This window comes from Mariprofundus sp. EBB-1 (assembly GCF_003665155.1).
In the GTDB taxonomy this organism is placed as follows: Bacteria; Pseudomonadota; Zetaproteobacteria; order Mariprofundales; family Mariprofundaceae; genus Mariprofundus.
The window spans coordinates 1-14,576 of the sequence record NZ_RCFQ01000007.1 but is presented as its reverse complement, the minus strand read 5'-3'; the positions used below and the strand labels follow the sequence as shown (position 1 = coordinate 14,576).

The window sequence follows — 14,576 nt, the reverse complement described above, 5'->3', positions numbered from 1 at the left end:
TCGCTAGGATGCAGCGCCTACAAGTACGGAGGAACACCATCGCCATGAATATTCAACTGCCTGACGGCTCAAGCCGCACCCTTGCAGAGGGCGCAACTGCATACGATTTAGCTGCCGATATCGGTGAAGGTTTGGCGCGTGCCACCATTGCTGCTTCAGTGAATGGTACGCAGGTAGATGTGTCGCATCTGTTGAATGACGGTGATCAGGTTTCTCTGATTACGCTGAAATCAGAAGAGGGGCTGGATATTATCCGTCACTCCACATCGCATTTGATGGCTATGGCTGTGCAGGGTGTGTTCCCGACAGCGCAGGTGACCATAGGGCCGGTGATTGAAGACGGTTTCTATTACGATTTTGCTTTTGAGCGCGCCTTTACGCCGGAAGATTTGAAGAAGATTGAAGAAAAAATGCGTCAGCTTTCCAATCAGAAGTTGGCAATTACGCGTGAAGAGTGGGAGCGTGATGATGCGATTGCGCATTTCGAGGGTATTGGCGAAATATATAAAGCCAAGCTGATTGGTCGTATCCCTGCCGGTGAAACAGTAAGCCTGTATAAACAGGGCGAGTGGTCTGATCTCTGTCGTGGCCCGCATGTGCCGAACACCAGCTTCCTCAAACATTTTAAATTAATGAAGGTGGCTGGCGCATATTGGGAAGGTAATTCCGATAATGAGCAGCTGCAGCGTATTTATGGCACGGCCTGGCCTGCCAAGGGTGATCTGAAAGATTATCTGATCCGACTGGAAGAGGCTGAGAAACGCGATCACCGTAAACTGGCCAAGTCACTGGACCTGTTCCATCTGCAGGAAGAGGCGCCGGGGATGATCTTCTGGCATCCGAAGGGGTGGTCGGTATGGCAAAGTGTCGAGAACGAGATTCGTGCCGTGATGCGCGACAATGGTTATCAGGAGATCAAGACACCGCAGGTAGTGGATCGTAAGCTGTGGGAAAAATCCGGTCATTGGGACAAGTTCCGTGATGATATGTTCACCACCAATACCGATAACCGTGAATATGCGATCAAGCCAATGAACTGCCCATGTCATATTCAGGTATTTAATCAGAACTTGCACTCTTATCGCGATCTGCCGCTGCGTCTGGCCGAATTCGGTTCCTGCCATCGCAATGAACCATCCGGTACCTTGCATGGTCTGATGCGTCTGCGGAACTTTGTGCAGGATGATGCGCATATTTTCTGTACCGAAGCGCAGATTCAGGATGAAGTGTGTGCGTTCATCGACCTGACCTATGATGTCTATAAACGTTTTGGTTTTGAAGATGTGATTATCTTCTTGTCTGATCGTCCGGATAACCGTGTGGGCACAGATGAACAGTGGGATAAAGCCGAATCTTCTCTACATCAGGCCCTGCAGTCGAAAAACATCGAGTATGGTGAGAATAAGGGTGAGGGTGCGTTTTACGGACCTAAGATTGAATTCTCTCTGAAGGATTGTCTGGGTCGTGTTTGGCAGTGCGGTACCATTCAGGTCGATTTCTCCATGCCCGGGCGACTTGGTGCGCAGTATGTGGCCGAAGATTCATCGCGTCAGACACCTGTGATGCTGCATCGTGCTATCTTGGGTTCGATGGAGCGCTTCATCGGCATTCTGATTGAACATCATGCAGGTAAGTTCCCGTTCTGGCTGGCTCCGGTGCAGGTTGTGATGTGTAATATTACCGATTCACAGTCAGAATATGTGACCGAATGTTGCAATCGGATGAAAAAAGCGGGCTTTAGAGTAGATGCGGACTTGCGAAACGAAAAGGTCGGCTATAAAGTGCGCGCCCACACGCTGACACGGGTGCCGTTCATTCTTGTTGCCGGAGATCGGGAACGTGACGAAGGAACGATCAGTGTACGTGACTTAAGTGGTCAGAATATTGGTACATTTAGTATCGATGACTGGATTGCAGAGATGCAGAAAAAGCTTGAGAATCACGAGTAGCGTGAATAGTTAGGTAACAAAAGGGAGTCTTGTATTAAAAAGGATTTGCCACTCAATCACGATATTACCGCCAAAGAGGTGCGCGTAGTTGATGATACAACGGGTGAACAGCTAGGTGTTTTATCACTGAATGAAGCTGTCGCCAGAGCTTCAGCTAAGGGTCTTGACCTTGTGCTGATGGCTGCGAAAAGTAATCCGCCGGTCTGTAAGATCATGGATTATGGCAAATATAAATACGAGCAGAGCAAGAAAGCGAACCTCGCGAAGAAACGTCAGCATGTGATGCAGATTAAAGAAGTGAAGGTCGGGGCGAATACCGACGTGCATGACATGGAAGTGAAGATGAGGAACGCCAAGAAGTTTTTGGAACAGGGCAACAAGGTTAAAGTTTCATTGCGTTTTCGTGGCCGTGAAATGGCACATACTGATCGCGGACGTGAGCAGATGAAGAATGTTGCCGGTTTTTTGGAAGAGTTTGGTAAACCTGAAAAGATGCCGAACATGGAAGGTCGACAGATGATTATGATTGTCGCCCCGCATAAAAAATAGTTTTAGTTTTAAAGTTTAGTACTTAAGGAAGAATACAATGCCTAAGATGAAATCAAACAGCGGTGCTGCCAAGCGTTTTACCAAAACAGGTAGTGGCAAATGGAAGCGTAACAAGGCTTTTGCTAGTCATATTTTGACGAAGAAGTCGCCTAAGCGTAAGCGCAATATGCGTGGAACTGAGTTAGTTTCGCAGGCAGATTCAAAGGCATTGGAACGTTTAGTTCCAGGCCGCGGTTAATTAAAAGTTTAGTAAGGTTAGGAGAGAAATATGCCCCGCGTTAAATCCGGAGTTCAGGCGCATGCGCGCCATAAGAGTGTTATCAAGGCAGCCAAGGGATACCGTGGCCGTCGTAAAAGTTGTTTCCGTGTAGCGACCCAGGCGGTCGATAAAGCACGTCAATATGCTTATCGCGACCGTAAGGTTAAAAAACGTGACTTCCGCAGCCTGTGGATTGTTCGTATCAATGCAGCAGCCAAGCAGAATGGTTCTAACTATTCCAGCTTGATGCACGGCCTGAAATTGGCTGGTGTTGAACTGGATCGTAAAGTGTTGGCAGATATTGCCGTACATGATGCTGAAGGTTTTGCGACGCTGGTAGCTACAGCTCGCGCACAGATTCAGTAAATAGCACGCTCCGGTTTCGATCGGAGGTTCTACGCGTTAGAACAGCAGTGTAATGAATTCGAAGGCAGGGCTGTTCGCAGCCCTGCCTTTTTGCTTGAAAAAAATCAAAGGCTTTTACCGCGGAGGACGCAGAGGACGCAGAGGGATACAGGAGTGAAGTAAAGGGTTGACCAGGCCATCTGCTTGTCTAGCTGGCTGAAGCGTCAAATCATTTTTCTTTATCTCTTTTACTCTGCGTCCTCTGCGTCCTCCGCGGTGATAGAGGGGTTAGCTCATGAGTGAGATTGATTCGCTGAAGGCTCAGCTGGAATCATTGCAGGCGGATGCGTTGAATGCATTTGCAGCAGCTGAGAATCTGAATGCATTACAACAATTGCGTGTCCAGTACCTGGGTAAAAAGGGTGCTTTGACCGAAGTATTGAAAGGGGTCGGAAAATTGCCCCCGGCAGATCGCCCTGTCATTGGTCAGCATGTGAATGCCACCAAATCAGCTTTGGCGGCAGGACTCGATGCCTGTGAAACAACGCTGGCGGAGAAAGAAAAAATCGCCCGCATTGAAGCAGAGCGCATTGATGTGAGCTTACCTGGTCGCACTAAGGGTAAAGGGGCTTTGCACCCTGTACAGAACGGTCTGGATGAGATTTCAACGATCTTTTCGCAGATGGGTTTTGTGGTGGCAGAAGGACCGGAAATTGAAGATGAATTTCATAACTTCGATGCACTGAATATTCCGCCTGAACATCCTGCTCGTGCAATGCACGATACCTTCTTTGTCAAAGAGATGGGCAATGGCGAAAAATCTGAACCGATGTTGCTACGCACCCACACCTCGCCTGTTCAAATTCGCACCATGAAACGTTTTCTGGCTGAGGGTGGTGAACCACCATTGGCTGTTGTTGCACCGGGTCGCGTTTACCGTTGTGATTATGATGTTACCCATTCACCGATGTTTCATCAGGTGGAAGTATTCAAAGTGGATCGCGATGTATCGATGGCACATCTCAAAGGTGTGTTGAAACATTTCCTCTCTACCTATTTTGAAAAAGATGTGGCGATTCGCCTGCGTCCGCACTATTTCCCGTTCACCGAACCCTCTGCCGAAGTAGATATCGGCTGTGTTTTCTGTGCTGGTAAAGGCTGTCGAATCTGTAAAGGCAGTGGTTGGATTGAGGTGCTGGGTAGCGGCATGATTCATCCCAATGTATTGCAATCGGTCGGTATTGATTCCGAAGAGTTCTCCGGTTTTGCCTTTGGATTGGGTGTGGAGCGTTTGGTGATGCTGAAACAAGGCATACCGGATCTGAGACTGTTCTTTGAAAATGATGTGCGATTCTTGTCCCGGATGGGGGTGAACAAATGAAAATTCCTTTTTCCTGGTTGAAAGAACATGTGGCGTTGACTGCAACGCCAATGCAAATTGCCGATGATCTGGTGCGTTTGGGTCATGAAGTGGAAGCGGTTGAAATGCCGCGTGCTGCCGTTGTTGGTGTGCGTGTTGGTTTGATTGCTTCAAAACAGCCTCATCCGGATGCAGATAAACTGAGTCTTCTCAAAGTGGATGTGGGTGATGCGGAAGCATTGGATATTGTCTGCGGTGCATCCAATATGGATGAGGGTGATAAAATCCCTGTTGCTACGCTTGGCACTGTTTTGCCGAATGGTTTGAAAATCAAGAAGGGCAAGATTCGCGGTGAAACCAGCTGTGGTATGTGCTGTTCTGAAACTGAACTTGGACTGGCTGAAGACTCGGCCGGGCTATTGATTCTACCGGCAGATGCTCCGGTTGGTGCTGAAGTAGGCGATTACCTTGAGCTTGAAGAAGCAGTATTTGATCTCTCGATCACACCGAACCGTGGTGACTGTATGAATGTGCGCGGTATTGCGCGTGATCTGGCTGCTGATGCCGGTTTACCACTGAACGATCTCGACCTGCATGCGGTTGCGCTGGATGCTTCACTCGCTGATGCGGTTGTTACGGTCTCGGCTGAACAGGATTGTCCTGTCTATATGGCCAGACGTATCCAAGGCATCACTGTGGCCGATTCACCGGCATGGATGCAGGCAAAACTGATTCAGGCCGGCCAGCGTCCGGTCAATGGTGTGGTGGATGTGCTCAATACCATTATGCTTGATCTTGGTCAGCCTATGCATGCCTTTGATGCAGACACACTTTCAGGATCTATCACAGTGAGTTCTGCTCAGGGTGGTGAACCATTTTCTGCGCTGGATGGACGTGAACTGACATTGAACGCCGGTGATCTGCTGGTTTCCGATAACGCCAGTGTGATTGCTTTAGCCGGCATTATGGGCTCAGAGCCGACCGGTGTACGTGAAACCACTACCAACATCGTATTGGAATCAGCTTTCTTCCGTCCAGCCCGTATCAGTGAAACGCGTCGTGTGTATGCCATGGTGAGTGAAGCATCGATGCGCTTTGAACGCGGTGTTGATCCGGCCATGGTGGCAGTGGCTATGCAGCGCGCCACCAATATGATCATCGATCTGTTTGGTGGTTCGGCCAGTGCAGTCACCGTGTGTGGCGATGCAGGCAACGTTAATGCCGATGCATCTGGTGCAAGCCGAAAGGTAAATGCCTCGGTATCGCGCATAGAAACGCGTTTGGGCATTGAAATTCCGGTGGCTGTAGATGATGTGTTGGTGCGTATGGGATTTGCATTGCAGCGAAATGGTGATGCTCTGACAGTGAGCGTGCCTAGTTTCCGTCATGATGTATCGATTCCGGAAGATATTTCCGAAGAGTATGCGCGGGTGATTGGTTTTGATAAAATTCCTGAACTATTGCCGCCCTTGGCAACCACAGCTCCTGCCCGGCAGGATCGATCGGTGCATGATGCGGTTGGCGCCGGTTTTTTACAGGTAATTAATTACGCCTTTATTTCCGCTTCAGAGCAGCGTCTGTTTGTGCCACAGGATGATCTGGATATTGCTTTGGAAAATCCGATTTCAGATGCCATGAGTGTGATGCGGCGTTCGGTATGGCCGGGGTTGTTGAATACAGCGCGTTATAATATGAACCGTCAGCAATCCGGTGTGTCGCTGGTAGAGCAGGGGCGTGTCTATCTGAAGAATCAGAAGGCTGAAAATAGTCATGATGAAATCAACGTCATTGCGTGGTTGATGAGTGGTGATGTTGAGCAGGATGACTGGTTTGGTAATGCCAGACAGGCTGATTTCTTTGACCTGAAAGGTGCGGTGAATGCATGGTTAACCTTGCGTGGACTGACAGGGCGTTTTATTGCCGATGACAGCATGCAGGGATTGCAGGCAGGCCAGAGTGCAAAAATTCTGGTTGGCAGAGCGGAAGCAGGCCGCATTGGACGTGTTGATGGTGATATTGCTTCAAGTCTGGATATCGATACGCCGGTATTTGTTGCCGAGATTAACCTGGATGCATTGACTACAGGCAAACAAGCCAAATTTGTACCACTGCCGGAATTTCCGGGAGTGGAACGTGATTTGGTGTTCCTGTTTGAACGGACGGTCTCTTCAGAAGCGATCCTCAATGCAGTAAAGAGTGCGGCAGGAAAAATGTTAACGGATGCACGCATTTTCGATCGTTATGATGGTAAAGGTGTGCCGGATGGGTTTGTCAGTCTGGGTATCCGCTTTGCGTTGCAGGATGGTAAGCGTACGCTCACGCAGGAAGATTCAGATACAGCTTCACAAGCGATTATTGCTGCTATGGATAAACGTTTCGGGGCTATGCTGAGAGCTTGATACAGCCCTCTCCAGCAAGCTTTTGCGACCAGGAGCCCGAATGATAAAGGTAAGAGATTTATGTTTCGATTATCCGGGCACACGTGCACTTGATGATGTCTCTTTTGATATAAAAGCGGGCAATATTGTAGCGCTGGTTGGCCCCAATGGAGCGGGGAAAACTACCCTGTTACGCACGTTGGCAGCGTTGGATCAACCGGTGTCGGGTCAGATTCTGCTTGATGGTAAAGATATCAGCGAAAATCCACGCGAAGTGCATCAAAAGCTTGGCTATTTGTCTGATTTCTTTGGCCTCTATGAAGAGCTGACGGTAGCGCAGTGTTTACGCTTTCATGCCGGCTCGCATGGTATCAACAGTGAAGATATAGCGGCTACGGTAGAGCGCGCCGCCCGGCGTCTGGGCTTGGATGATCGCTTGCATCAAAAAGCTAAAGAGCTATCACGCGGTTTACGGCAGCGCTTGGCGATTGCGCAGGCGATTGTACATGAACCTAAAATTTTGTTGCTTGATGAGCCTGCCTCGGGTCTTGATCCTGAAGCACGTCATGCATTGGCAACACTATTTTGCCAGTTACGTGACCAGGGCATGACCCTGCTAGTATCCTCCCATATTTTAACGGAGCTGGAAGAGTATTGCTCGCATATGCTGATGTTGCGGCATGGTAAGTTGATTGCCGAAGATGGTGTGGGGCAGGCAGAGAATGATCGCTGTGACATGCAACTTACGGTGGTTGATGATGATGGCGTGATGGCTTTGTTATCAGCCTGTGATGGCGTTCTGGATGTACGATATAGTGATGATCAATGTATCTGTTTTAGTGCTCCGGATGATGCTTTAAAACAACATCTGTTGCTTAAAGAATTGATAGACCAAGGTGTGGCTGTGGTCTCGTTCAAACCACGACAAACAGATATGCACAGACAATATCTCGATAAGGTGCAGCAACAGGAGAGAGATGTTCAAACGAAAGATGTTGAGCAAAATATCGGCCCGGATCATAAGGGGCAAGAGGCATGATGATCCGTAACCCTGAACTCTTACGCAATATCTGGCTGGAGATGACTCCGCATCGTTTGATGAGTATGCCGCTGCTGTTGGGCGCTTATTTCTTTCTGTTGTTTGTTATGGGTGATTATCAGTTTAATCATGCTGATGCGATGCAGGCACTATCCATTTCTGCACTGCTGACGCTGGTTTGGGGCGCGCATATGACAGCTGAATCTGTGTTGTCTGAAGTGCGTGATAATACCTGGGATGCACAGCGCATGTCGGCTATGCCGGCATGGCGATTGGTGTGGGGTAAACTGCTGGGTAGCAGTCTGTTCAGCTGGTATGGCGCATCCATCTGTTTTTTGCTTTTTATTGCCGTGAACGATTTCGATGCCATGCATGCTGTAAAAATGATGCTTCTCTATCTTATGGCTGGTCTGTTGGCTCAGGCAACGAGTATGCTGTTGGCACTATTGTATATTCGTAAAAAGATTAGTTTGCAGCGTTCGCATACACTATTTTTCACACTGATTTCAGCTTTCACGGCCTGGCAATTTATTGCTGTTTCAGGCAAGGGGGCGGGCACACTTAACTGGTTCGGCTACACTTTTTTCACGCTGGAATTCACGCTGATCAGCTTGATGGCATGGCTGATATGGACATGGGTAGGATGTCATCAATTGATGCGCTCAGAATTGCAGACGCCGAATAAGATTTGGATGTGGTTTGCTTTTGTGCTCTGGTGCATCATTTACCTGACCGGGTTTGTGCCTCTCTCAGAAGTGGTGGCTGTGCTGCCTTATATTGCATTAAGTGTAAGTATGCTGATGACCTATTCGATGCTGTTTAGTGAGTCGAAGGATCCTGTTGCGATGGGGAATCTGTTACGTGTTTTGATGAAGAAAGATTGGTCTCAGCTACAGCTGGTGATGCCTTGCTGGCTGATGAGTATGCTATTGATGGTGCCTGCCGGGCTGGTCTTGGTTTTGCTTGGAAAGCCATCTGCATATGTGTCGATAGCCCCACTGGGGCAGGCTTTGGACTATGTATCACCTATGCTGGTGTGGACTGCAATATTGTTTGTATTCAGGGATATCTGTTTTGTGTTGTGGCTGAACCTTTCATCGCAACTGAAACGGCCGGATCTTGCTGCCATGCTGTACCTGACAATCTCTTATACCCTGCTGCCATTGATTCTCTCAGCACTGAATATGGATGTGGTCAGGATGGTGCTGCTGCCGGGCAAAGATGCAGGAGCCGTTGGCCTTGTGATTGCAGTTGCTGAAGTGCTACTGTTTTTCTGGTTGATGCGGTCGCGGTGGCAGAAACACTATGCAAGAAATGGCGCTGAATATGGTAAATGATCTGGCGTATGTAGCGGGTGTGGATGAAGTAGGACGTGGGCCTCTGGCCGGTCCTGTGGTCACCGCAGCTGTGATTTTATCACCTGATGATCCCTATCTGGGCCAATACAGAGACTCCAAAAAAGTAGCAGAGAAGAAGCGCTTGAAGCTATACCACCATATTCGACGTCATGCTGTGGCCTATTCGGTGAGCATGGCAACGCTTGAAGAGATTGATCAGCTCAATATTCTGCATGCAACGATGTTATCCATGCGTCGTTCTGTGCAGGCCTTACGTGTAAGCCCTGCAAGCGTGTTGGTGGATGGTAATCGTATTCCGGATTTGCCGATGCCGGCAGAAGCAATCATTGGCGGTGATGATTCGGTGCAGCAAATTGCAGCAGCCTCCATTATCGCCAAGGTCGTGCGTGATCGGATGATGGCTATGTACGATGTGCAGTACCCGGGCTATCAATTTGGCAAACACAAAGGCTATGGCACCAAAGTGCATATGGATGCGCTACAGGCTCATGGCCCATGCCCGATTCATCGTAAATCTTTCGCTCCCATCGCTAAACTGCTTTAATCATGGATGCATGTTTCCTGATTCTGAAGAGGGAACGGCGGGCATTTTCTCAGTTACTCCTGATCAAGAGGTTTGACTGTTTCGGATAAATCTCTTATCGTAGATAAAGGAGATTTGATTCATGCGTCAAATACCGTTACATCACACACTGCGTAGAGATCTGATTAAAGATGTGCTCATTTGGTCTGGATATTTTCTAAGCGTGCTTGCTATCATATTCTTTCTCACACTGGATAATCTGGTAAATTATATGATTACTGAAATGGCTGAGACCCGTATGCGTTATCAGATTGCAGAGTTTTCCAAGCACATGACTCAGGGAGATCAAACCAGTATCACCGAAGAATCAGATGCGCTGGTTCAGGATGGAGCCATTACCGGCATTATACTGGTGGATGCATCGGGCCTGCTCGCTCAAATTGCACTCAGAGATGGAAAACCTCCCAGTCTTAATATCTCATCCGGTATGGATGCACAGCAGCTCAGGGAAGCTGTAAATGCGCAAAGTAATCTAACACTGTTTGAAGCACGGATTCCCGGTCATCCGGGGTCGCTGGTATTAATTCTCGATAAGGCACCGCTACTAAGTGCTATTTATACGTCAACGGCCTGGACGGGGTTAGTACTCTTAATCTTTTTGACCATCTCAATACTGGTGCTGCATTTTTCCTTACGCAAACATCTGATTGAGCCGATCGATGAAGTCAGACATATTATGCATGACGAGTTAAGCACGGAAGATAAAGATGCGTTGATAAGTCACTTGCCTGATGAGGTAGCCATTCTGGCGAAATGTTATGAAGAGAGTAATCAAGCGCACCTATCGATGGAAAAGCAGTTTCATCAGGCTCAAAAGATGGAAGCAATCGGCACACTGGTGGGAGGTATAGCTCACGACTTCAATAACACGCTGGCAGGCATTAATGGCAATCTTTATCTGGCCAAACAGGCTGCCCTGGCCCAGCCTGATGTGATCGAGAGACTTGAACGGATTGAAAAATTATCCTTGCGATCCGCCGAGACTGTCAAAAACCTGCTTACCTTTGCCCACAAAACCAGGGTGGAGGCAATGCCTCTACTGCTTGGCCCTTTTATTAAAGAGGCCATCAAGTTGAACAGGGTATCCGTGCCTGAAAGTGTGAAACTGGACTATGATGTGGCCGAGCAAGACATGGTGGTTAACGGTGACCCTTCTCAATTGCATCAGGTGTTGCTGAATTTGATCAATAATGCGTTTCATGCCACCGAAGGTTTACCCGAACAAAAAATTATGATTTCTGTAGCAAGTTACAATGCAGATGCATTGTTTCACCAGCGCCATGAGAGCAGCGCCAATGCATTTGCCAGAATTAGTGTGAGCGATAATGGGCGAGGCATCTCTGAATCAGATCTGCCTCATATTTTTGAACCCTTCTATACCACCAAAGAGGTAGGCAAAGGTACCGGCCTTGGCCTGGCCATGGTGTATGGGTCAATCACCAGCCAGAAAGGGGTGATTGAAGTCGAATCCACACCTGCAGGCACGCACATGCACATCTATCTGCCTCTGATCGATATAGTTATGACCGCTGATGACGCTGTAAAAAACAGTCCCGCATCCGGTCATGGTGAATGTATATTGCTGGCTGATGATGAAGAGAGTCTTCTGACTGCAACCTGCGAAGTGTTGGAAAGTCTGGGGTATCAGGTATATACCGCCATGGATGGTCAGCAGGCCGTTGATATATATGAATCCCATCAAGATAAGATAGACCTTGTACTCCTTGATATCGTGATGCCTCAAATGGGCGGTGCGTTAGCCGCACGCAAAATGAAAACCATGAACCCTGCCGTTAAGCTGATGTTTGTAACCGGTTATGATGATAAAACATTTTCTGATGAAGGAGATAATAAGCTACTGGACGATTTGGTGATTCATAAACCCTATGCCATTGAAGAGCTGAGTATGTTGATTCGTCAGCAGCTGGATAGTTAGCCATTTTGAGGGGATCTGTTCCTCCACTTCGCGTTTGTGTCAGTCATGAATATTTGTTTTGATCATTGGCTTGATGTATGCTTATACCAAAAGCGGGGTGGGACTGGCGAGGAAGTCAGCTCGCAAATTAGAAGGCTTGTGAAGGTTGGTAGGGTCAATGCAGCTTGAACATAATCACTCTATTTTAAAAAAAGTGGTCGCGGCTACCGTCGCCGGTTTCATTATTCTTGTTGCCTGTTTTTATTATGCTATGCAGCGGCAACAGTCTCAGGAACTGATTAGTGCGATTGGTAATAACGCTGAAATGATCACTAAAGAGATATCCTCCAACATATCGATAAGAACAACTTGGATGATAAGCATGTTTGAACATGTTCAACGTAGTGGAGATGCTGAAACATATGCGCAGTCGTTTCTCCAGCGGGACCGCAACAGGCTTTATCAGGCGGCAGAACACTTTTATCTGGGGCTGAAACAGAGAAATAAGATCACCCATATGTATTTTTTGGATATGCAGCGCACTGTGGTATTACGCATGCATCAGCCTGCGCGCTTTGGTGATGTGATTGAGAGGGGTAGTGCCAAAGAGGCGGAAGCAACTGGCGCTGTTTCTTCCGGCGTGGAACTAGGCCCTTTGGGCACATTAACATTGCGCGTTGTGATGCCGTGGATCTATCAGGGAAAGCGCATCGGTTATATGGAGATGGGCATAGAATTAGAAGATATTCTGCAGGTTGTGGCATCAAATAATGATTTCAATATCTTTCTTATATTAAAAAAAGAACTATTTAACAGCACTGACTGGCAAGATGGGCAGAAAATATTGGCTCGAAACAATGATTGGAGTCTTCTGGATCATGATGTCATTGCTTACCCCACCAAGGCAAATGATGTGAATACCCGCATCATCACGAGCTATTTGAACAGATCAACAGACGAACGGCTATATGTGGAAGATGATCAAGGTGTCACATATGGCATGATTGATATCCCATTCATTGATGCATCCGGTGATGAAATTGGCAGGCTGTTATTGCAGGTGGATATATCGACAGCGTATTTAAATTCCCGTCAAGGTATGTACTTGATGCTGGCGGTGTTGATGATCGTTATTTCTATCATCGTTGCGCTGTTATGTCTGGTTATCTTGAAAGCTGAAAAAGCACGTGATCTTGCCGAATTCAGGCTTAAATTATCCAGTGAAGCCTTAGCGAATACGGTTGAGGGCATTATGATTACGGATAAGCGTGGTCTGATTGTCGATGTGAACAGGGCCTTTGAACGTGTGACCGGTTTTAGTAGAGAAGAGGTTTTAGGAAAGAATCCGAATATTTTACAGTCAAACTGTCAGGATAAACATTTTTATGCGGCGTTGTGGCAATCGATAAATGAGACTGGTGCCTGGCATGGCCGGATAGTAAACAAGCGTAAAAATGGGGAGCTTTATCCGGAGCGCTTGTCTATCACGGCAATCAAGGGTGAGCATGCAGATGTTACAAATTATATTGGCATCTTTTCTGATGTGAGTGAGGCAGAATTGATTGAGCAACAGGCTCATGAACTCAATAAAATGCAATCGCTGCATACGCTGGTTGGTGGTATAGCACATGAATTCAATAATATGCTGGCTGGTATAACCGGTAATCTCTATTTGGTCAGATCAGAGCCTGATGTTTCTCCCAAGATCATAGATCGATTGACGGTTGTTGAAACAATTGCTTTCAGGGCTGCCGATATTATTCGCAGGCTACTTGCCTTTACCAGCCAGGATATTATCTCTAAGCAAAAGATAGATATGCTACCGGTTATTTCACAGGCCATCGATACACAGCGACAGGCGTTATCAAAACAGGTGCAGTTGACCATGCATGCATCAGCAGATGCTTTTACCGTTGAGGTGGATGAGAACCAGTTGTTTCAGATATTGATAAACCTGATCACCAATGCAGTTGATGCAACAGAGCAGGTGGAACTTCCTGAAATCACTATCAGTGTGGACAGATATGTGGCTGATGAACATTTTATGGTCAGGCACCCTGATCTGATATCTATAAATCTGGTGAAGTTGACCGTGTTGGATAATGGCTGCGGTATTTCTGATGAACATTTGGAGTATATCTTCGACCCCTTTTATACAACCAAAGCTGTTGGTGATGGTCCGGGGCTGGGCTTATCCATGGCCTATGGTGCAATGAAATCATATGGGGGAGCGATTGAGGTGGTGAGCAGGGAAACTGTTGGCACATCTGTTCATCTGTATTTCCCTGACCTTGAGCATATACCATCCGGGCTGGAGATAGAAAATAATGGCATTATTCGTGGGGAAGGTGAAACCATTTTACTCGTTGATGATGACGTTATGGTGCTAGATACGGCATGTAAGGTACTTAAACGGCTTGGATATGAGGTATTGCTTGCTACAAATGGTAAAGAGGCTTTAGAGCGGTATCAGGAAAGCCAGTCAGATATTGATCTGGTGATGTTGGATGTGGTGATGCCTGTCATGGGCGGCATTGATGCAGCACTGGCAATACGTGCGATCAATACGCATGTGAAAATAATGTTTATCACCGGTTTCGATGTGAGGGATAGATTGAAAAAGCAGATCTCGAGGAATGGCGATGTTGTGCTTAGAAAGCCCTTTAATGTCAAAAAACTAAGCCAGGTACTGCAAGGGATTTTCCATCCCGATTTTCAGATATAACAATCAGGTTTAACAATGGTACTGGGATAAATGCTATTGATGAATACGTTTTATCTACCCACTAGGAGTCTGTCGGACTTATGGGGATCGTAGCGAGAAGGAGCAAGTGCCGATGG

11 protein-coding genes are annotated in these 14,576 nt (G+C 47.4%); all 11 read left to right on the top strand.

The annotated features are described in order from the left end of the window. Positions 1-44: 44 nt before the first annotated feature. The 11 genes from thrS to D8Y20_RS04255 all read left to right on the top strand — a co-directional run bounded on the left by thrS (position 45) and on the right by D8Y20_RS04255 (position 14,460). The gene (gene thrS / locus D8Y20_RS04305; RefSeq protein WP_121541813.1) at positions 45-1,949 is read left to right on the top strand and encodes a threonine--tRNA ligase; all 1,905 of its coding nucleotides are present in this window, start codon (positions 45-47) and stop codon (positions 1,947-1,949) included. Between the two features lie 45 nt (positions 1,950-1,994). Next, complete coding sequence (infC, locus tag D8Y20_RS04300; protein WP_121541812.1) at positions 1,995-2,498, top strand: translation initiation factor IF-3; 504 nt, start codon at positions 1,995-1,997, stop codon at positions 2,496-2,498. Positions 2,499-2,535: 37 nt separating this feature from the next. Then, entirely contained in the window at positions 2,536-2,736 is a 201-nt protein-coding gene (rpmI, locus tag D8Y20_RS04295) for a 50S ribosomal protein L35 (protein WP_121541811.1), read from the top strand. A 30-nt stretch (positions 2,737-2,766) separates the two neighbouring features. Further along, the gene (gene rplT, locus D8Y20_RS04290) at positions 2,767-3,123 is read left to right on the top strand and encodes a 50S ribosomal protein L20 (protein WP_121541810.1); all 357 of its coding nucleotides are present in this window, start codon (positions 2,767-2,769) and stop codon (positions 3,121-3,123) included. Between the two features lie 274 nt (positions 3,124-3,397). Then, entirely contained in the window at positions 3,398-4,483 is a 1,086-nt protein-coding gene (gene pheS / locus D8Y20_RS04285; protein WP_121541809.1) for a phenylalanine--tRNA ligase subunit alpha, read from the top strand. Next, positions 4,480-6,861 carry a phenylalanine--tRNA ligase subunit beta gene (pheT, locus tag D8Y20_RS04280; RefSeq protein ID WP_121541808.1) on the top strand — a complete coding sequence of 794 codons (2,382 nt, stop codon included), beginning with the start codon at positions 4,480-4,482 and terminating at the stop codon, positions 6,859-6,861. The genes pheS and pheT overlap by 4 nt, the downstream gene beginning before the upstream one ends. A gap of 40 nt (positions 6,862-6,901) precedes the next feature. Beyond that, entirely contained in the window at positions 6,902-7,879 is a 978-nt protein-coding gene (ccmA, locus tag D8Y20_RS04275; RefSeq protein ID WP_121541807.1) for a heme ABC exporter ATP-binding protein CcmA, read from the top strand. Continuing rightward, a complete protein-coding gene (locus tag D8Y20_RS04270) occupies positions 7,876-9,216 on the top strand; it encodes a hypothetical protein (RefSeq protein WP_121541806.1) in 1,341 nt (446 codons plus the stop codon). Before ccmA ends, D8Y20_RS04270 begins: the two co-directional genes overlap by 4 nt. Next, entirely contained in the window at positions 9,194-9,781 is a 588-nt protein-coding gene (gene rnhB / locus D8Y20_RS04265; RefSeq protein WP_121541888.1) for a ribonuclease HII, read from the top strand. The genes D8Y20_RS04270 and rnhB overlap by 23 nt, the downstream gene beginning before the upstream one ends. A gap of 121 nt (positions 9,782-9,902) precedes the next feature. Continuing rightward, positions 9,903-11,756, top strand: coding sequence for an ATP-binding protein (locus D8Y20_RS04260; protein WP_121541805.1), 1,854 nt, complete (start codon positions 9,903-9,905; stop codon positions 11,754-11,756). Positions 11,757-11,913: 157 nt separating this feature from the next. Beyond that, complete coding sequence (locus D8Y20_RS04255; protein ID WP_121541804.1) at positions 11,914-14,460, top strand: ATP-binding protein; 2,547 nt, start codon at positions 11,914-11,916, stop codon at positions 14,458-14,460. The last annotated feature ends 116 nt before the right edge of the window (positions 14,461-14,576 follow it).

Bases quoted from the DNA above. Each gene is read 5' to 3' on its own strand.
- pheT (WP_121541808.1), top strand. From the start codon at position 4,480: ATGAAAATTCCTTTTTCCTGGTTGAAAGAACATGTGGCGTTGACTGCA.
- ccmA (WP_121541807.1), top strand. From the start codon at position 6,902: ATGATAAAGGTAAGAGATTTATGTTTCGATTATCCGGGCACACGTGCA.
- rpmI (WP_121541811.1), top strand. From the start codon at position 2,536: ATGCCTAAGATGAAATCAAACAGCGGTGCTGCCAAGCGTTTTACCAAA.
- pheS (WP_121541809.1), top strand. From the start codon at position 3,398: ATGAGTGAGATTGATTCGCTGAAGGCTCAGCTGGAATCATTGCAGGCG.
- D8Y20_RS04255 (WP_121541804.1), top strand. From the start codon at position 11,914: ATGCAGCTTGAACATAATCACTCTATTTTAAAAAAAGTGGTCGCGGCT.
- rnhB (WP_121541888.1), top strand. From the start codon at position 9,194: ATGGCGCTGAATATGGTAAATGATCTGGCGTATGTAGCGGGTGTGGAT.
- rplT (WP_121541810.1), top strand. From the start codon at position 2,767: ATGCCCCGCGTTAAATCCGGAGTTCAGGCGCATGCGCGCCATAAGAGT.
- D8Y20_RS04270 (WP_121541806.1), top strand. From the start codon at position 7,876: ATGATGATCCGTAACCCTGAACTCTTACGCAATATCTGGCTGGAGATG.
- thrS (WP_121541813.1), top strand. From the start codon at position 45: ATGAATATTCAACTGCCTGACGGCTCAAGCCGCACCCTTGCAGAGGGC.
- D8Y20_RS04260 (WP_121541805.1), top strand. From the start codon at position 9,903: ATGCGTCAAATACCGTTACATCACACACTGCGTAGAGATCTGATTAAA.